The sequence below is a fragment of the Rhizobium sophoriradicis genome, from assembly GCF_003939025.1.
Taxonomy (GTDB): Bacteria; Pseudomonadota; Alphaproteobacteria; order Rhizobiales; family Rhizobiaceae; genus Rhizobium; species Rhizobium sophoriradicis.
In genome coordinates this window covers 66,605-83,981 of sequence record NZ_RQIH01000009.1, presented here as the reverse complement: position 1 = coordinate 83,981, position 17,377 = coordinate 66,605, and the positions used below count along the sequence as shown (strand labels likewise).

Annotated in this window: 15 protein-coding genes; 5 read left to right on the top strand and 10 right to left on the bottom strand. The window is 64.3% G+C overall.

Annotated elements, in window-relative coordinates; translation table 11 throughout:
- Nucleotides 1-7: 7 nt before the first annotated feature.
- The 5 genes from EFR00_RS16525 to EFR00_RS16505 all read right to left on the bottom strand — a co-directional run bounded on the left by EFR00_RS16525 (nt 8) and on the right by EFR00_RS16505 (nt 4,736).
- On the bottom strand, nt 8-730 hold the full coding sequence (locus EFR00_RS16525) for an HAD family hydrolase (RefSeq protein WP_077991080.1): 723 nt from the start codon (nt 728-730) through the stop codon (nt 8-10).
- A 9-nt stretch (nt 731-739) separates the two neighbouring features.
- Nucleotides 740-2,059, bottom strand: a complete 1,320-nt coding sequence (gene waaA / locus EFR00_RS16520) for a lipid IV(A) 3-deoxy-D-manno-octulosonic acid transferase (protein WP_039618116.1) — start codon at nt 2,057-2,059, stop codon at nt 740-742.
- A 181-nt stretch (nt 2,060-2,240) separates the two neighbouring features.
- On the bottom strand, nt 2,241-2,489 hold the full coding sequence (locus EFR00_RS16515) for a DUF4170 domain-containing protein (protein ID WP_038687129.1): 249 nt from the start codon (nt 2,487-2,489) through the stop codon (nt 2,241-2,243).
- 61 nt (nt 2,490-2,550) lie between these two features.
- On the bottom strand, nt 2,551-3,360 hold the full coding sequence (locus EFR00_RS16510; protein WP_038687127.1) for a 3'(2'),5'-bisphosphate nucleotidase CysQ: 810 nt from the start codon (nt 3,358-3,360) through the stop codon (nt 2,551-2,553).
- Between the two features lie 29 nt (nt 3,361-3,389).
- Nucleotides 3,390-4,736, bottom strand: coding sequence for a TldD/PmbA family protein (locus tag EFR00_RS16505; protein WP_077991081.1), 1,347 nt, complete (start codon nt 4,734-4,736; stop codon nt 3,390-3,392).
- A 118-nt stretch (nt 4,737-4,854) separates the two neighbouring features.
- Here EFR00_RS16505 and EFR00_RS16500 point away from each other — a divergent pair, with 118 nt between their 5' ends.
- From EFR00_RS16500 to EFR00_RS16485, 4 genes are all read left to right on the top strand, one after another.
- A complete protein-coding gene (locus EFR00_RS16500) occupies nt 4,855-6,669 on the top strand; it encodes a monovalent cation:proton antiporter-2 (CPA2) family protein (RefSeq protein ID WP_077991082.1) in 1,815 nt (604 codons plus the stop codon).
- Nucleotides 6,670-6,788: 119 nt separating this feature from the next.
- Complete coding sequence (locus EFR00_RS16495; RefSeq protein ID WP_039623032.1) at nt 6,789-7,196, top strand: hypothetical protein; 408 nt, start codon at nt 6,789-6,791, stop codon at nt 7,194-7,196.
- 85 nt (nt 7,197-7,281) lie between these two features.
- Complete coding sequence (locus EFR00_RS16490) at nt 7,282-8,655, top strand: PepSY-associated TM helix domain-containing protein (protein ID WP_077991083.1); 1,374 nt, start codon at nt 7,282-7,284, stop codon at nt 8,653-8,655.
- A gap of 13 nt (nt 8,656-8,668) precedes the next feature.
- Nucleotides 8,669-9,121, top strand: a complete 453-nt coding sequence (locus EFR00_RS16485; protein ID WP_077991084.1) for a copper uptake system-associated protein — start codon at nt 8,669-8,671, stop codon at nt 9,119-9,121.
- A gap of 9 nt (nt 9,122-9,130) precedes the next feature.
- Here EFR00_RS16485 and EFR00_RS16480 read toward each other — a convergent pair whose 3' ends face one another.
- From EFR00_RS16480 to EFR00_RS16470, 3 genes are read right to left on the bottom strand one after another with little or no spacing between them, the layout of a single operon-like run.
- A complete protein-coding gene (locus EFR00_RS16480; protein WP_077991085.1) occupies nt 9,131-10,012 on the bottom strand; it encodes a patatin-like phospholipase family protein in 882 nt (293 codons plus the stop codon).
- A gap of 13 nt (nt 10,013-10,025) precedes the next feature.
- Nucleotides 10,026-10,586 (bottom strand): 16S rRNA (guanine(966)-N(2))-methyltransferase RsmD, encoded by a 561-nt coding sequence (gene rsmD / locus EFR00_RS16475; RefSeq protein ID WP_039618105.1) that lies wholly within the window; start codon nt 10,584-10,586, stop codon nt 10,026-10,028.
- Entirely contained in the window at nt 10,567-12,588 is a 2,022-nt protein-coding gene (locus EFR00_RS16470; RefSeq protein WP_077991087.1) for a pseudouridine synthase, read from the bottom strand. Before EFR00_RS16470 ends, rsmD begins: the two co-directional genes overlap by 20 nt.
- Before the next feature lie 90 nt (nt 12,589-12,678).
- On the opposite strand from EFR00_RS16470, the gene EFR00_RS16465 reads away from it, so the two are divergent.
- The gene (locus EFR00_RS16465; protein ID WP_077991088.1) at nt 12,679-13,116 is read left to right on the top strand and encodes a nucleoside deaminase; all 438 of its coding nucleotides are present in this window, start codon (nt 12,679-12,681) and stop codon (nt 13,114-13,116) included.
- A 286-nt stretch (nt 13,117-13,402) separates the two neighbouring features.
- Here EFR00_RS16465 and EFR00_RS16460 read toward each other — a convergent pair whose 3' ends face one another.
- Together EFR00_RS16460 and ileS are read right to left on the bottom strand one after the other, a co-directional pair.
- Nucleotides 13,403-14,032: a hypothetical protein gene (locus tag EFR00_RS16460; RefSeq protein WP_038687111.1), complete on the bottom strand. Its 630-nt coding sequence runs from the start codon at nt 14,030-14,032 to the stop codon at nt 13,403-13,405.
- Between the two features lie 131 nt (nt 14,033-14,163).
- Nucleotides 14,164-17,070, bottom strand: a complete 2,907-nt coding sequence (gene ileS / locus EFR00_RS16455) for an isoleucine--tRNA ligase (protein WP_077991090.1) — start codon at nt 17,068-17,070, stop codon at nt 14,164-14,166.
- Nucleotides 17,071-17,377: the final 307 nt, after the last annotated feature.

Here is a 17,377-nt window from a genome sequence, read left to right as displayed (position 1 = left end):
ATGCGGTTTAGGCGGGCTGCAGGTCCGGCAGCAATGTCTCGATGGCGGTGATGTCGTCGAGCACATGATCGGCAGCGGCGGCAAGCGAATCGCGCGAGCCGGTGCCGGTCAGCACCGCGATCCTGAGCCCCGTGCCGGCATTCAGGCCCATGTGCAGATCATGGTTGTTGTCGCCGACGATCGCGACCTCTTCCGGCAAAAGACCGGTCGCGGCGCAGAAGCCGAGCACCATGCCGGGTTCCGGCTTCACGCCGAAGCCGCTGTCGTAACCGGCGATGTAATCGACATAAGGGGCAAAACCGAAACGTTCGGCCGTCTGGCGGATGGAGCGTTCATTGTCGCTGGAGGCGACGCCGAGCTTGAAGCCGCGCTGGTGCAGTCTGGCGAAGAAGCCGGCAAGATCGGTCACCGGCACTGAAAATTCGGCGGCGCCGGAAAAGAGATCGTCGAGACGGACCGTCAGTTCGCCGACTTCGACCATCGAGCCGGCGGCGACGAGCCCCTCGGCGATCTGACGGGTATTGCCGGCGGCGAGCAGGCTGTCGGGGACGATATGGCCGGTCTGAGGATCCATGCCGCAGGCCAAGAGCAACCGGTCTGCGAGAAACGGATCGCCCTCGGCGGCGATGCGGGCAAGCTCGCGATTGACCGGCAACCAGCTCTCGTCATAATCGAGCAGCGTGCCGTCCTTGTCGAAGAGGATGCCTTTAATACGCGCCGGGCCCGACATCGCGCCTCCTCAGAGCTGGGCGACGGCTTTGGGCAACAGGCGCGCCTTGACCGTCAGCGGATTGATATAGGGTTCCAGCCCCTTCACCGTCGCCGTCAGCGCGCCGCGCATCTCGTGCACGGTGGCAATGCCGGCTTCGATCATCGAGCGGCGGGCTTCGTCGTTGATCAAAAGGTAATGCACGCCCTTGGCCAGCATTTCGGTATCGCGCACCATGCGGGCGCTGCCACTGCGGGCAAGTCTCTGATAGGCCTCGCGAAAATTCTGCACATTGCCGCCGGAGAGGATGGCGCAACCGAGCATGGCCGGCTCCAGGGGGTTTTGGCCACCTTCGGCAAACAGCGAACGGCCGACGAAGGCAATCTCCGTCAAACGAAGATAGAGACCCATTTCGCCGATCGTGTCGCCGAGGAAAACATCGATATCGGCGGACAGGACGTCGTCGCGGGTGCGGCGGGCGACCTTGAGGCCCTGCTTGACCAGAGCCGCCTCGATCTCGTCGCTGCGCTCGGGATGGCGCGGCACGATGATCGTCAACTGCCGGTCGCGCTCCTTCAGGGCGCGATGGACGATGCCGGCCGCATTCTCCTCGCCGTCGAAGGTCGAAATCGCCGCCCAGGTCTTGCGATCGCCGATCTGCTTCTTGTAGCGCGAAAGGACAGCGCTGTCATAGGGTGGGGCGTCGGTATCGACCTTCAGATTGCCCGAGGTGATGACCGGGACGACGCCGAGATCGCGGAAACGTTCGGCATCGACATCCGACTGGGCGATGACGAGGGCGAGATTTTCGAACAGGGCTTCGGCAATCGATGGGCGGCGGCGCCAGCGGGCAAAGGAGCGGTCCGACATGCGGGCGTTGACCAGGATCTGCGGGATGCGGCGGCGGCCAAGCTCAAGCACCGTTGCCGGCCAGATTTCGGATTCGGCGATGATGGCGCAATCCGGCTGCCAGTAATCGAGGAAGCGGCTTACCGATGGCTTCAGATCGAGCGGCACATATTGATGGATCGCTTCATGGCCGAGGCGCTCGGCAGCAAGTTTCGCGGAGGTGATGGTGCCGGTCGTCAGAATGACGTGGATGTCGCGGCGGCGGATTTCGCGGATCAGCGGGATGACGGCGTTGGTTTCGCCCACACTTGCGGCGTGGAACCAGACGAGCGGCCCTTGCGGCCGGTTGGCGCTCGGATAGCCGAAACGCTCCAGGCGGCGCGCGCGGTCTTCCTTGCCCTTGGCGGTACGGTAGGTGAGATAAAGACCGACGACTGGAGAGGCCACAGTTCCCGCCAGACGGTATGTGCTCAGACCGAGCCGCGCCATCCGGGAGCTCATTGCGCCAGCCTCCGATCCAAGACGATCGACATCAAACCCATTCCCCAATTATCGTTGCGGCCGAAATGACCGATCAATTTGTTCAGAATGCGTCAAACGATCCGGATCGACGGCGCCCGATGCTGCAAGCCCGGGACCCATGGCGGTCCGCCGGCACTTGGCGCGGAATCGGCGGCCGAGGTCAGTGGCCTCCGGCCTTTTCCTGCGGATCGAGCAAACGATGCATGTGGACGATGAAATAGCGCATATGCGCATTGTCGACCGTCTGCTGCGCCTTCGCCTTCCAGGCCGTCAGCGCCGTGGCATAATCGGGAAAGATGCCGACGATATCGAGATCCTTCAGATCACGGAACTGGACCTCGTCGAGGCTTTCCAGTTCGCCGCCAAAAACGAGATGCAAAAGCTGCTTCTTGTCACCGGAGTCAGTCATTCTTGTTCTCTTTCTGCCTATTCTCCTCCGCCACCCCATCTGCGGGATTTTGACGGAAACGTCAACTGTCTCGTCGCCCGGCAAAGGCCGCGAGGAACTCATCGATGCGAGGCGCCGGTGCCGCACACAGCACCTTGTGGGTGACTTCAGCGCGATTGTAGACGATCGGTTCGCCGTCGAGGTCGACGAGGCGGCCGCCGGCGCAGGCCAGGATCAGATCGGCGGCGGCAAGGTCCCAATCGTGTGAATTGCCCTTGACGAACGTGCCGTCGAGCCGTCCGTCCGCCACCATGGCAATGCGATAGGCAAGCGAGGGAATGTATTTCTCGCGCCTGACCCGCTCGCGGAAGGCCGGCGGAAAGGTCTTCAACAGATCTTCGCCGATCGCCAGCCGGCTCATCTCCTCCGGCCCGGCGGCCGAAACGGTGAAGGGCACGCCGTTCTTCAGCGCCACACCGCCCTCGACGGCTTCATAAAGCTCTTCGAGCGCCGGGGCGTAGAGCACGCCGGCGACCGGCCGGCCGCGATGGACGACCGCGACGCTGACGCACCAGACCTTCTGGCCGCCGAGGAAGGCGCGTGTGCCGTCGATCGGATCGATGATGAACACCGTCTCGCGGGCGAGGCGGTCGGCATCGTCCTCGGTTTCCTCAGACAGCCAGCCATAATCCGGCCGGGCCTTGCGCAGGATCGATTCCAGCGTCTTGTTGGCGGCGAAATCGGCGGCGCTGACGGGAGAGCGGTCATCGTTCTTCCACCAGACCTCGGGAGACTGGTTGAAGAAACCGAAGGCGACCGCACCGGCCTCCTTGGCAGCATCGGCGATCAGGGCGAGATCGCCCTGCCAGCGGAGCTCTTCGCTATCGCTCATCGCGTCAATCACTTCCTTCTGCTCGTTTCTCACTGACCTGCGAGCGTCATGCCTTCGATGGCGAAGGTGGGCGCGGCGACGCCGAACTTGCGGTCGATGTCGTTGGCCGGCGTCAAGCGCATGAACATGTCCTTGAGGTTCGAGGCGATCGTCACCTCCGATACCGGGAAGGCGAGCTCGCCGTTTTCGATCCAGAAGCCGGTGGCGCCGCGGCTATATTCGCCGGTGAGCATGTTGACGCCGTGGCCGATCAGTTCGGTGACGTAAAAGCCGTTGCCGACGCTGCGGATCAGTTCCTCCGGCGAGATGTCGCCGGGTTCCAGCGCAAGGTTGGTGGAGGACGGCGAAACGGCGGTGCCGCCGCGCACGCCGCGGCCGTTGGTCTGAAGTCCGAGCTCGCGGCCTGTCGAGGTCGAAAGAAACCAGTGCTTCAGAACCCCGTCCTCGATCATCACCAGCCGCTCGCCGGACACGCCCTCGCCGTCGAAAGGCCGCGAGGCGGGGCCGCGCACGATCAGCGGATCGTCGGTGATCGACAAGCCCGACTTCAGCACCTGCTGACCCATCCTGTCGCGCAGGAAGCTGGTCTTGCGGGCGACGGCGGCGCCATTGATCGCGCCGGCAATATGGCCGACGAAACCGCGGGCGACACGCGGGTCGAAGATGACGGTGACGTTCTTGCCGGTCGGAACCTGGCGCGGATTGATACGCTTCACCACCCGTTCGCCGGCACGACGGCCGATTTCGGCGGGATCGTCGAGCTCGGCGTAATAGAGGCGGCTGTCGAAATCATAGTCGCGTTCCATGCCGGTGCCTTCGCCAGCGATGACGCTGACGGAATGGCCGAAACGGGAGCCCATGTAGCTGCCCGCAAAACCGTGCGAGGTGGCCAGAACAAGGCCGCCCATGCCGCCGGATGCGCCGGCGCCGGAGGAATTGGTCACACCCTTGACCGCAAGGGCCGCCGTCTCGGCGGCAAGAGCGGCCTCGCGCAGCATCTCGGAGGAGACCTCGGTGGCGTCGAACAATTGCAGGTCGGGATAGGATTTCGCAAGGCTCGCCTCATCGGCGAGGCAGGCGAAGGGGTCTTCCGGCGAGACTTTGGCCATGGCGACGGCACGTTCGGCAAGCGCCTGCAGATCGAAGCCGGGATTGGCCGAAACGCTGGCGACACGCTTGCCGATGAAGACCCGCAGCGAAAAATCGTCGCTTTCGGAGGATTCCGTTCCCTCGACCTTGCCAAGACGGACGCTGACCGATTGCGAACGCGAGCGAACGACGACGGCGTCGGCGGCGTCGGCCCCTGCCTTCCTTGCCAGATCGATCAATTGACTTGCGCGGGAAAGAAGTGTCGAGGAATCGATTTCAGAGGACATGATTTGGCCTTTCCTTCGGCTTCCATTTATTGTGCACTCTCCCAAGCATCAAGGCCGCCGCCGCCGATTCTTTATCGGGACTGCCTGCGTGCCCCCGCCACCCGAAAGAATTGTCAGCATGTCAGCGCCCAACGCCCTCTTTTCCGAAACGATCCTGCTGCTCGGCGGCGCGGTGGTCGCCGCGCCGATCTTCAAGAAGCTCGGGCTAGGCACCGTCCTCGGCTATCTCGCCGCCGGTGTCGTCATCGGTCCTGTTTTCCACGGCATTACCGACGGCGAACAGATCCTCGGCGTCGCCGAGCTCGGTGTCGTCTTCCTGCTGTTCATTATCGGGCTGGAGTTGAAGCCCAGCCGCCTCTGGCAGATGCGGCGCGACATTTTCGGCCTCGGCACGGGCCAGGTGGTGGTGACGGGGCTGGCGCTGACCGTGCTCGCCTGGGCCTCCGGCGTTCTCGACTGGCGCGGCAGCATCGTCGCGGGCTTCGGCCTGGCGCTGTCTTCGACCGCCTTCGCCATGCAGATCCTCGAGGGCGATGGCGACGTCAATACGAGATACGGGCAGCGCTCCTTCTCGATGCTCTTATTCCAGGACCTGGCGATCGTGCCGCTCTTGGCGCTGATCTCCGTGCTCGACGGCGGCGGCAAGGGCAGCAATGCGCCGCTCACCGATTTTGCCGTCGCCGTCGGCGCCGTGGCGGCAATGGTGGTTGCCGGACGCTACCTGCTGACGCCGCTCTTCCAGGTCATCGCCCGCACCGGCGCCCGCGAGGCGATGATCGCCGCCGCCCTCTTCGTCGTCATGGGATCGGCGAGCCTGATGCAGCTTGCCGGACTATCGATGGCGATGGGCGCCTTTCTCTCCGGGGTGATGCTGGCCGAATCCTCCTACCGGCACGAGCTGGAGGCCGATATCGAGCCGTTCCGCGGCGTACTGCTCGCCATCTTCTTCATCGCCGTCGGCCTGTCGCTGGAGCTCGACGTTCTCTTCGACAACGCGCTCTTCGTCATCGTCGCCGTGCCGATCGTCATGGCCGTCAAGGCGACCACCATCTATGGGCTCTGCCGTATCTCCGGCTCGCCGCACGATGACGCAATCCGCATTGCCTTCCTGCTGCCGCAGGGCGGCGAATTCGGCTTCGTGCTGTTCACAACGGCGGGTGCGGCCGGGCTGATGTCGACGAGCACGGCATCACTGCTGGTGGCGATCGTCACGCTCTCCATGGCGCTGACGCCGATCGGGGCCGCACTTTCGAAACGGCTGCTCAACGGCGACGAACATGAGGAGCTGGACGAGGATTTCGAGGGCGCCGGCGCCGACGTGCTGATGGTCGGCTTCTCGCGTTTCGGCCAGATCGCCGCGCAGATCCTGCTTGCCGGCGGACGCAGCGTCACCGTCATCGAGTTTTCGGCGGACCGCATCCGCCAGGCCTCCTCCTTCGGCTTCCGCATCTATTTCGGCGACGGCACCCGCAAGGACGTGCTGCGCTCCGCCGGCATCGACCGGGCAAAGATCGTGCTCGTCTGCACGCAGAAGAAGGAGGTCACCGACAAGGTGGTTGAGCTGGTGCAGGCGGATTATCCGCACACCAGGCTCTATGTGCGTTCCTACGACCGCATCCATTCGATCGAACTGCGCAACAAGGGCGTCGATTACGAGCTGCGCGAAACGCTGGAATCCGGCCTGCTCTTCGGACGGCGGACGCTGGAAGCGCTCGGCGTTCCCGAGGTCGACGCCTATGAGATCGGCGAGGATATCCGCAAACGCGACGAGGCGCGGCTCGCCCTGCAGGTTTCGGAGGGGCTGCAAGCCGGGCGCGACATGCTGTTTTCCCACCCGGTTCGCCCCGAACCGCTGGTCAAGCCGAAACGCGCCGCCGATCCCTTCGAGGACGATCCGCTGGCGGGCACCGCGGATGCGACGGCGGAGGCCTGACCCCCGTCTTGTCAAGCCCTACTGGGGCGACCGACGAGCGGTCCCGCAAAAGTGACGCATTGATTGTGAGCGGGCCGGCGTTTATCAAGCGGGCAATCGGCGCGATCCGAGAGGAAAATTTGATTAGGCTGACGAAACACATCGAACAATGGGCACTGCGCATCCTGTGCGCCGTCGCGCTGGTGTTCGTCGGGTTCGCCCATCAAACCCCCGCCTCAGCTGCCGGCACGTTCGATCCGGCCGAGCTCGCTCAATACGTGCTTCCGGACGGGACCCTGCCGACGCTTTGTGTGACCGTCACGGATGAGTCAGGCACCGACAAACACGACAAGGCGCATTCGCATGGCTGCGAAGCCTGCCGGATCGGCGCCGCCACGCTGCTGCCGGCGCCGACGGATGTGGCCGGCGCGCCGATCGGCTTTGCGGTTGCGGTCGAATTGTCGATCCGGGCTGAAGCCTTCCATCGCCAGCTTTTCCCACCCAATACCGGTCCCCGCGCTCCCCCTTCCGATCCTATCCTCGCCTGAACCTCGTGTTGCGGCAGGCGCCGTGACGCCTTTCAACGCCGGCCGAGTTGCGTCCCGCAGTCAGCCGCGGATAGGATCCATCCTCATGTCGACCATTACTGCCGCCGGACCGGCGGAGGACGCCGCCAGCGGCGTTTCGCTCTACCGCGCCATCTGGCGCTGGCATTTCTTTGCCGGGCTTCTCGTCATCCCCTTCATGCTCAATCTGGCTGTGACCGGATCGCTCTATCTCTTTAAGGACGAGATCAACGACAGCGTCTTCGGCTACCGCTACATCGTCCAGCCGGCCGGCCAGGCGCTGCCGGCGAAGCGAGTTGCTGAGATCGCCGCCGCCGCCGTGCTGGGCTCGACGGCGACCTCCTACAAGGACCCGGCCGGACCCGAGCGATCGGCCATCGTCACCGTCGCCAGCGATGCCGGCGCCACGCTGGTCTTCGTCAACCCCTATGACGGCAAGGTGCTCGATGTGGTCGGATCGACCGACGAGTTCAATTATGTCGTCAAGCGCATCCACAGCCTGGCCTTTTTCGGCGGTACAACGAACCGGCTGATTGAGATCACCGGCGGCTTTGCCATGGTGCTCGTCGTCACCGGCATCTATCTCTGGTGGCCGCGCCGCCAGACGGGTGGTGTCGTCAGTGTGCGGGGAACGCCGGGCCGCCGGGTTTTCTGGCGCGACCTGCATGCGGTGACGGGCGCCTTCGCCGGTGTGCTGATCTTCTTCCTGGCGATCACAGGCATGCCGTGGTCGGGCTACTGGGGCGCGAACGCCAATGCCTGGCTGACCGAACACGGCCTCGGCTATCCCGTCCAGCTCTGGGATGACGTGCCGAAATCGCTGAAGGTCACCGAGGACATCCTGCCGAAAAGCGGCTGGATCATCGAGAAGGCGCCGGTTCCGCTTTCCGATATTGCCAGAGCGCAATCGGCCAAGCCAATCGGTCTCGACAAAGCCGTGGAGATCGCCAGGCGCCTGGGCATGGCGCCGGGCTTCGACATGGCGATCCCCTCCGACGAGACCGGTGTCTATACCGCCTCGCTCTTTCCCGACGATCTCGCCGACGAACGCACCATCCATATCGACCAGTATTCCGGCAAACCGCTGATCGATATCGGCTTCAACCAATATCCGTTCCTCGGAAAGATGATCGAATGGGGCATCAATGTCCACCAGGGACAGGAATGGGGGCGTTTCAACCAGTCGCTGATGCTCGCAACCTGCCTGGCAATCGTGCTCAGCTGCGTGACTGGTGTCATCATGTGGTGGAAACGGCGCCCGGCCGGCCGACTCGGCGTGCCGCCCATGCCGCCGAAGCGCTCGGTCTATTACGGCCTGTGGGTGATTACCACCATCTTCGCAGTCGCCTTCCCGATGAGCGGGCTCGCCATTGTTGCCATGATCGCCTTCGACCAGATCGTCGTGCGCTTCGTACCCGTGTTGAAACGCGTTCTCGCTTGAGGGAGACCATTCGATGAAGACGATCATTGCACTTCTTGCCTGCATGCTCTTCGCATCCATGGCATCAGCGGATGACGATCCACTGCAGGCGATCCCGGCAAGGCTGAAGCTGCTGTTCGAAACGCCAGATAAGCCATTGGACATCGCCCCGGTCGTCGTCGAGGCCGATTGGGCGATCGCCGGCTGGCGACAGGACGGGCGCGGTGGACGCGCCCTCTTGAAAAAGACGCATCATGGCTGGAGCATCTATCTCAGCAGCGGCGACAGCCTGAAGGATGCGGGGACCCTGGAGAAGATCGGGCTCTCGGCAAATGATGCCACTGAGCTGGCTGCGAAACTGAAAGATGCCGAAGCCGGCCTCGATCCCTCCGCGCTGGCGCTGTTCTCAACCTTCGAAGGCACGGTCATGATGATGAACGAGGCATCGAACGGCGCCGGCGGCGGCCATGAGGGCCATGCCCAATAATACTGTGTTCTAGCGCTTCAGCCGCGCTTCGATTTCCCGGTCGAGGGCGAATTTCAGGTCGTCCTTGACGCCGACGGACATGGCGAGCACGTCGCGCGCCTTCAAGAAATCCATAACGCCGGTGCGGCCGACGGCTGGGCGCAGGAAGATGTGCGGCGCGCGGAGCTTCAGCTTCAGCGTTATCGCCGTCTGCATCATCAGCTGGCCCGAGCCGAAGATGCTTTCCATGCGGTTCGGAATATGGGTGCCGTCGCCTTCCGGCGCGCCGACGACATCGATGCCGACGACGATGTCGGCAAGATCCATCAGCGGTTCATAGGGCACCGGATTGCTGATGCCGCCGTCGATCATCACCCGGCCGCGCAGGCGCACCGGCATGAAGACGGCGGGTATGGCGGACGAGGCGGCGAGTGCCGGAAACAGCTCGCCCTCTTCGATGATGACTTCGCTCTGTCCGTAATAATCCGTGGTGATGACTTTCATCGGCACCAGCAGATCCTCGAAGCGGGCCGGCAGCTCGGCCGGCAGAAAGGCTTTCAAGATCCGCTCCAGATTGAACTGGCCGATGCGGATGCCCTTGGCCACCGCATCACGCACCGTCGCCGGCCTCAGCCCCCAGATGCGGGCGACGACGGCCGTCTTGTTGCCGACGGTCGTCAGCGCATGTTCGCGGATTTCAGCCCCGGACATGCCGGCGGCCATGCCGGCCCCCATGATTGCGCCCATCGACGAGCCTGATATCGCCACCGGGCGGATGCCGAGTTCGTCGAGCGTCTCGATGATATGGATATGGGCAAGTCCGCGCGCGCCGCCGCCGCCGAAAGCGACAGCGACCGTCGGAAGGTCGCTGATCGCAGGCAGTTTCGGGCTGATGATCTCTGCCTGCTGCACGCCCCGCCCCCGCTTATTGCGGCTGATACCGGAAGAAATGCACCCTCGTATCGCCAAAGATGCGGTTTTCGAGGAAGACATAGGAAGGATGCACGGAAACGACAATATCGGCGCGTTCTTCGAGCACCGCGATCGCGCCTGGCCTGAGCCAGCCGCCTTGCGCCGCCGCCGCCATCGCCTTCTCCCCGAGACCCTTGCCATAGGGCGGATCGGCAAACAGCACGTCGAAGGCTTCGAGATTGCCGACGCTGCCGAGATCGGTGGCATCGCGGCGCAGGATGCGCGTGCGGCCGTGCAGGCCGAGCGCATCGATGTTTTCCCAAAGCAGCGCCCTGCCCTCGACGCTGTTTTCGACGAAGAGCGCATGGCGACAGCCGCGCGACACGGCTTCGAGGCCGACGGCGCCGGTGCCGGCGAAAAGGTCGAGGATCCGGGTGCCGTCGACGCATTCCGGATAGGCATGGCTCAATATATTGAACAGGCTCTCGCGTGTCCGGTCGGCAGTCGGCCGGATATCGTTGGACTTTGGCACGGCGAGAGGCCGTCCGCGAAACTCACCGCCGACGATCCGCACCGCGCGTCATGCCCTTTCCTTTTGCACCACCTCTGGACGGGCCGCCCGCAGGCCTGTCGCCGCCCGGCCTGTCACTGCCTGGCTTGCCCTTCGGCTTGCCGGAGAAATTCTTCGCCCCACCGGGCTTGGCGCCGAAGCCCTTGCCGCGCGGCTTGTCCCCCGAAGGCTTGTCGCCGAACGATCTTTCGCCGCGCGGACGCTCGGAGCGACCCTCACCGGCAAAACTTCTGGCTGCCCGCGGGCGCTCATCACCGTCCTCGCGCGGTCTGCGGTCGCCACGCGGCTTGTCGCCGAATGGGCGGTCGCCACGCGAAGGACGATCGCCGAAAGGCCGGTCGCCGCGCGGACGCTCCGAACGGGCTTCGCCGGTGGAGGCTCTGGCGGCACGAGGACGCTCGTCGCCATCCGCACGCGGCTTGCGGTCACCGCGCGGCTTGTCGCCGAAGGGCCGGTCACCACGCGAGGGACGATCGCCGAAAGGCCGGTCACCGCGTGGACGTTCCGGCCGGCCTTCGCCGGCAGAGCTTCTGGCACGCGGACGTTCGTCACCCGCGTCGCGCGGGCGGCGTTCACCGCGCGCCGGGCGGACGCCAAAGCCGCGATCCTCGCGCGCCGGGCGATCCCCGAAAGAGCGCTTGCGGCCGGAGCCTTCGCCCTCATCCTTGCGACTGGGCTGCTCGCTCGAGCGGATCCATTCGCCGTCCTCCTCGCGCACGCGATTAATCTGGGTGCGCGGGCGATCCTCGATATGGTGGGAACCGGTGCCCTTTGCCGGCCGCTCTTCGCCGCGCCGGCGCGCGGTCTGCGCGTTCTTGGCGGCTTTCGCGGCCGCCTTTTCGCCGAGCGGCCGGGCGCCCGGCGCCATCCAGACATTGGCGCTGCGGCGCTGGCCGAGCGGCTGGGGACGCTTCGGCTTGTCGTCGTCGAAGCGGCCGCCATCGCGGCGGTCGTCTTCTCTGCGTCCGCCGCCGCGGCGATCGTCACGCTTGGTGTCGAGGCGGCTCAGCGCGCGTTCGCGCTTGTCCTCATCGCGGCGCGGCCGCTCGCGTTTTTCCGGTACTGGGGCTTGCGCCTCTTCCTCGGCGGCAACGGCCGGCGCATTGTAGATCGGTGCATCGAAATTCGCCTTGGCTTCCTCGATCAGGCGCGGGCCGAGCTGATCGCGCAGCGTGCGGCCACGTACTTCGATGACATGGCCTTCCGGCAAGTCGCCGAGCTGGAACGGGCCGTAGGAAATGCGGATCAGACGGTTGACGTCGAGGCCGAGCGCGCCCATCACGTTCTTGATTTCGCGGTTCTTGCCTTCGCGCAGGCCCATGGTGATCCAGACATTCGAGCCTTGCGTGCGGTCGAGCGTCGCCTCGATCGAGCCATAGAGCACGCCGTCGACGGCGATGCCGTCCTTCAGCTTGTCGAGCGCCTCCTGATCGATCTCGCCATGGGCGCGGACGCGGTAGCGGCGCAACCAGCCGGTCGCCGGCAGCTCGAGCGCGCGGGCAAGACCACCATCATTGGTCAGCAGCAGCAGGCCTTCGGTGTTGATATCGAGACGGCCGATCGACATGACGCGCGGCAGTTCTTCCGGCAGGTTGTCGAAGACGGTCGCGCGGCCTTCCGGATCGGCATTGGTGGTCACCAGCCCGGCCGGCTTATGATAGAGCCACAGCCTGGTGCGCTCGATGCCGCGGATCGGCACACCGTCGACCTCGATGCGGTCGGCAAGCGTGACGTTGACGACGGGAGTTTCGAGAACCCTGCCGTTCAGCGTCACCCGGCCTTCCATGATCATGCGTTCGATGTCGCGGCGAGAGGCGACGCCGGCGCGCGCCATCACTTTGGAAATGCGTTCGGCCTTGGCGTCGCTCTCGGTTTCGGGCGCAGTCGGGCGCGCGGCTGCAGCCTTTGCCGGCTTCGCGCCACCCGCTTTCGGACCGGCCTTGGTCCCGGCGTCGCGTGAAAAGGGCTTTGCGCCCGGGCGTTTTGGCTTGTCTTTGGATGTCATTTGTTGTTTGCCTGCCTTTTGGGCCTGTCTATCAGGTCACGCATCTGCGGTTAAGTGGAAATTCTTGCGATCGTGAAGACAAATCGTTTCATGGAGATGGCGCTCGAAGAGGCGCGCGCCGCCGGCGAACGCGGCGAGGTACCGATCGGCGCCGTCGTCGTCATCGACGATATTGCGGTTTCACGCTCGGGAAATCGAACGCGCGAACTCAATGACGTCACCGCCCATGCCGAAATCGCCGCAATCCGGCTCGCTTGCGAAGCGCTCGGGCAGGAACGGCTTGCCGGCGCCGATCTCTATGTGACGCTGGAGCCTTGCACCATGTGCGCGGCAGCCATCTCGTTTGCGCGTGTCCGCAGGCTCTATTACGGCGCCGAGGACCCGAAGGGCGGCGCCGTCGACAATGGCGTGCGATTCTATGCGCAGCCGACCTGCCACCACGCCCCGGAGGTCTATTCCGGCCTCAACGAGGTCCAGTCGGCCGAGATATTGCGGAAGTTCTTTTCGCAAAAGAGAGAGGCGCCGTAGCTCTCCAGGGCGCGACGCGGTCATCTTCGGCCGCGTGCCGCGACCCTCCGGTTGGTGCGAATGGCTGCCCCTCACCCTAACCCTTACCGGGGTCGAGCCACTGGTCTCGACCCGTCCTGCGGACCCCCGCTTGCGGGGCGAGACGACGTGCCCGGCGAGGGGGTGGGGAACGGAGAGGTTGCGGCATGGTCCCTTCGCCCCGCGCGCGGGGAGAAGGTGGCGGCAGCCGGATGAGGGGCTGCCCTCGCCGAAGACCTGGGACGGCGCTAAACCCTGGGACAGGCCGCTATTGCAGGAAGTTCCACCACTGCTTGCCGCTGTTGGCGATCGCCGCGTCCTTCTTGCGCTTCTTCTGCTTCTTGAGCTCGGGCTCGCCGACATCGTCGAGCTTTGCCGGGTCGTCGACGGTGCGGTAACCGGGCGGCGGATCGGAAATATAGCGGCGCTGATCGACGTAGGAGCCCTTCTGCAGGGCGCGGGCTTCGCGATAGGCTTGCGTCTGGGCTTCCGTCGTGCGCCGGCCGCCTTCGATGGCGGAGCTGGCGAGCGGTGAGCGGTAGTTCGGATTGTCGGAGTTCGCGTCGGCCTCGGAAACGAGGCGGGCGCGGGTTTCCTCCGGCGATTCAAGCCATTGCGGATTGTCCTTGTTGGCAACCGTCTGCTGCGGTTGAACGAGGGTCTCCCTCTGCCCCTCAGCCGGCAGCACCAGCGTCGGGCGCGGCGTGTACTTGACGCCCTTGTTCTTCGGATCCGGCCCGGTCAACGACACGGACTGGCCGAGATCGTCAGTCAACTGCTCCATGGCGGTCTTGTCGGTGCCGTAGGTCGGGCTGCTGGCGCAGCTGGAAACCAGGGAGCATCCCGCCACCACAACAGACAGGCAGGCGCCCATACGGAACCAATGCGTTGCGAACATGAAAACCCTTCCAGCCACCGGTGCAATCGTTGCCCAACCGGACAACCGTCCCCCTGACGCAAAAATCCGGCCATTTTCAGGCAGCTTTTACCGGATGAACGCCACAAAGGCAATTCACCCGGCAAATATCTTCAGGCGCGGATGCCGAGTTCGCGCAATGCCGCAGCGTCACGCGCCGAGACGTCGGGATAATCAGGATCGGAGCCGACATCGGTGGTGATGCGCCAGGAACGCGCGCATTTGACACCCTCGGCGAGCTTCGGCACGACCGCGACATCAGGCACTTCGGCAAGGCGGAAGGCTTCCGCCGGACCGGCGTCCGCCTTGATTGTGATGCCCGAGGTGATGCAGACTTCACTAAAGTCCTGACCCTCGAGCGCCTTGCGAAGCTCGGCATCGGCGATGTGGACGACGGGAGCCGCTTCCAGCGAGGAGCCGATGCGCTTGTCCTTGCGCTCGATTTCCAGCGCGCCGGTCACCACCGAACGCACGGCGCGGATCTTCTTCCACTTCTCGGCCAGGGCATCGTTGCGCCATTCCTTTGCAACAGGAGCGAACTGCTCCAGATGCACGGAAACGGCGGACGGATTGCGCGACAGCCAGGCCTCCTCAGTGGTGAAGGGCAGCATCGGGGCAAGCCAGGTCACCATGCAATCGAAGATCTGGCGGATGACGTGCAGGCTGGCGCGCCGGCGCAGGCTCGACGGCGCGTCGCAATAAAGCGCATCCTTGCGGACATCGAAATAGAAGGCCGAAAGCTCGACATTGGCGAAATCGATCAACGCGCGGGCGATCTTCTTGAAATCGAACGCGTCGTAGTTTTCGCGCACCAGCTGATCGAGCTCGGCCAGCCGATGCAGCATCAGCTGCTCCAGCTCCGGCAGATCGGCAAGCGCGATCTCCTCGCCCTTGTCGTGCGCCAGCGTGCCGAGCATCCAGCGGATGGTGTTGCGCAGCTTGCGATAGGCGTCGACATTGGTCTGGATGATCGTCTTGCCGACGCGCAGGTCGTCGGCATAGTCCGAGGTCATCACCCAGAGGCGCAGGATGTCGGCGCCGGCGTCCTTCATCACCTCCTGCGGAGCGGTGACGTTGCCCTTCGACTTCGACATCTTCTCGCCCTTCTCGTCCATGGTGAAACCATGGGTAAGGACGGCGTCGTAAGGCGCGCGGCCGCGGGTGGCAGCCGATTCCAGGAGCGAGGAATGGAACCAGCCGCGATGTTGGTCGGAGCCCTCGAGATAGAGATCGGCCGGCCATTTCAGGTCGGGGCGGTCTTCCAGCGTGAAGGTGTGCGTCGATCCCGAATCGAACCAGACATCGAGGATATCCATGACCTGCGACCACTTGGCCGGGTCATGCTCGTTGCCGAGGAAGCGTTCCTTGGCGCCTTCGGCAAACCAAGCGTCGGCGCCCTCGGCGTCGAAAGCCTCAAGGATGCGGGCGTTGACGGCCTCATCCTGCAGCACGGCGCCATGCTCATCGACGAAGACGCAGATCGGCACGCCCCAGGCGCGCTGACGGGAAAGCACCCAGTCCGGCCGCTGCTCGATCATGGCGCGCAGGCGGTTCTGGCCGGCAGCCGGCACGAAACGGGTATCGTCGATCGCGGTGAGCGCACGGCTGCGCAGCGTCGTTCCATCCGGCAGCGCCTTGTCCATATAGACGAACCACTGCGGCGTGTTGCGGAAGATGACCGGCTTCTTGGAGCGCCAGGAATGCGGATACTGGTGCTTCAGGCGGCCACGGGCAAAGAGCGCGCTACGCTCGATCAGCGCCTTGATGACGCGGTCGTTGGCATCGCCCTTCTTGCCGTTGTCGTCGATGACACGTCCGCCTTCCAGGCCGGGGGCATCCGATGTGTAGAAGCCGCCGTCGTCGACCGGGAACGGGATCTTGGTCTCGATGCCGCGCGCCTCGATCTCGCGGGCATGCGCCATCCAGACGTCGAAGTCTTCGCGGCCGTGGCTGGGTGCGGTATGAACGAAGCCCGTACCGGCATCGTCGGTTACATGGTCGCCCTCGAGCAGCGGCACGGCAAATTCATAGCCGCCGCCGAGACCATTGAGCGGATGGGCGCAGGTGAGGCCGGCGAGATCGCCAGCCGTAACGTCACCAAGACGCTTGTACTGAAGCTTCGCCTTGGCGAAGGATTCCTCAGCCAGCTTGTCAGCGAAGATCAGCTTCTCGCCCGGGCGCGGGCCAAAATCATTCTCGGCAGCCGTGACTTCATAGAGGCCGTAGGCAACTCGCGAGGAATAGGCGATCGCCCGGTTGCCGGGGATCGTCCAGGGCGTGGTCGTCCAGATGACGACGGAGGCACCCTTCACGCCATCGGAACCTTTCCCGACCGGGAACTTCACCCAGATCGTGTCGCTCTCGTAGTCGTGGTATTCGACTTCGGCTTCGGCAAGCGCGGTTCGTTCGACCACCGACCACATGATCGGCTTGGAGCCGCGATAGAGCTGGCCGCTGGCGGCGATCTTCAACAGCTCGCCGGCGATGCGGCTTTCCGCGTGAAAATTCATCGTCAGATACGGGTTGTCGAAATCGCCGACGATGCCGAGACGCTGGAACTCGTCGCCCTGAACCTTGATCCATTTTTCGGCATAGGCGCGGCACTCGCGGCGGAACTCGATCATCGCCGCCGGCTCCTTGAGATCCGGCTTGGCCTTGCCCTTGGCGCGATAGTTCTCCTCCTCGATCTTCCATTCGATCGGCAGGCCGTGGCAATCCCAGCCGGGCACGTAGTTGGCGTCATAGCCTCGCATCTGGAACGAACGGTTGATGACGTCCTTGAGGATCTTGTTCAGCGCGTGGCCGATATGGATGTTGCCGTTGGCATAGGGCGGGCCGTCATGCAGGACGAATTTTTCGCGGCCGGCGGTAGCCGCCCGCAGTTTCTTGTAGAGATCCATCTCCTGCCAGCGCTTGACGAGCTCCGGCTCCTTCTGCGGCAGGCCGGCGCGCATCGGGAAATCGGTTTCGGGCAAATAGAGGGTCTTCGAGTAATCGATTTTTTCGGCTGTGTCGGTCATATCGGGACAATCGTTTCTGGCGGCCCAGGAAGGGGGCGCAACGGCGTGAAAAAGCTGGTGACGGAAGCGCTTGTATCCAAGCGCCGAAAACCCGGACCTCCCGGCCGCTTAGCGCGCGCGGAAGGCCGGGCCGATAATTCGTATCGTGATCGCCAGCCGAAATTTTCTCATCGGGCCGGTTCATAGGCGTTTTTGCCGGGAAAAGGAAGAGAAGAATTCGCAGCAAGCAATCGGCATCACTAGCTGCAACTGCCAACCTATTAGTCTCCAGAAGAACAGACCGGCTGGAAACCGCCGGCAGCCTGCG

Excerpts from the sequence above, each read along its gene's own strand:
- EFR00_RS16525 (WP_077991080.1), bottom strand. The coding sequence starts at position 730 with ATGTCGGGCCCGGCGCGTATTAAAGGCATCCTCTTCGACAAGGACGGC.
- waaA (WP_039618116.1), bottom strand. The coding sequence starts at position 2,059 with ATGAGCTCCCGGATGGCGCGGCTCGGTCTGAGCACATACCGTCTGGCG.
- EFR00_RS16515 (WP_038687129.1), bottom strand. The coding sequence starts at position 2,489 with ATGACTGACTCCGGTGACAAGAAGCAGCTTTTGCATCTCGTTTTTGGC.
- EFR00_RS16510 (WP_038687127.1), bottom strand. The coding sequence starts at position 3,360 with ATGAGCGATAGCGAAGAGCTCCGCTGGCAGGGCGATCTCGCCCTGATC.
- EFR00_RS16505 (WP_077991081.1), bottom strand. The coding sequence starts at position 4,736 with ATGTCCTCTGAAATCGATTCCTCGACACTTCTTTCCCGCGCAAGTCAA.
- EFR00_RS16500 (WP_077991082.1), top strand. The coding sequence starts at position 4,855 with ATGTCAGCGCCCAACGCCCTCTTTTCCGAAACGATCCTGCTGCTCGGC.
- EFR00_RS16490 (WP_077991083.1), top strand. The coding sequence starts at position 7,282 with ATGTCGACCATTACTGCCGCCGGACCGGCGGAGGACGCCGCCAGCGGC.
- EFR00_RS16485 (WP_077991084.1), top strand. The coding sequence starts at position 8,669 with ATGAAGACGATCATTGCACTTCTTGCCTGCATGCTCTTCGCATCCATG.
- EFR00_RS16470 (WP_077991087.1), bottom strand. The coding sequence starts at position 12,588 with ATGACATCCAAAGACAAGCCAAAACGCCCGGGCGCAAAGCCCTTTTCA.
- EFR00_RS16465 (WP_077991088.1), top strand. The coding sequence starts at position 12,679 with ATGGAGATGGCGCTCGAAGAGGCGCGCGCCGCCGGCGAACGCGGCGAG.
- EFR00_RS16460 (WP_038687111.1), bottom strand. The coding sequence starts at position 14,032 with ATGTTCGCAACGCATTGGTTCCGTATGGGCGCCTGCCTGTCTGTTGTG.
- ileS (WP_077991090.1), bottom strand. The coding sequence starts at position 17,070 with ATGACCGACACAGCCGAAAAAATCGATTACTCGAAGACCCTCTATTTG.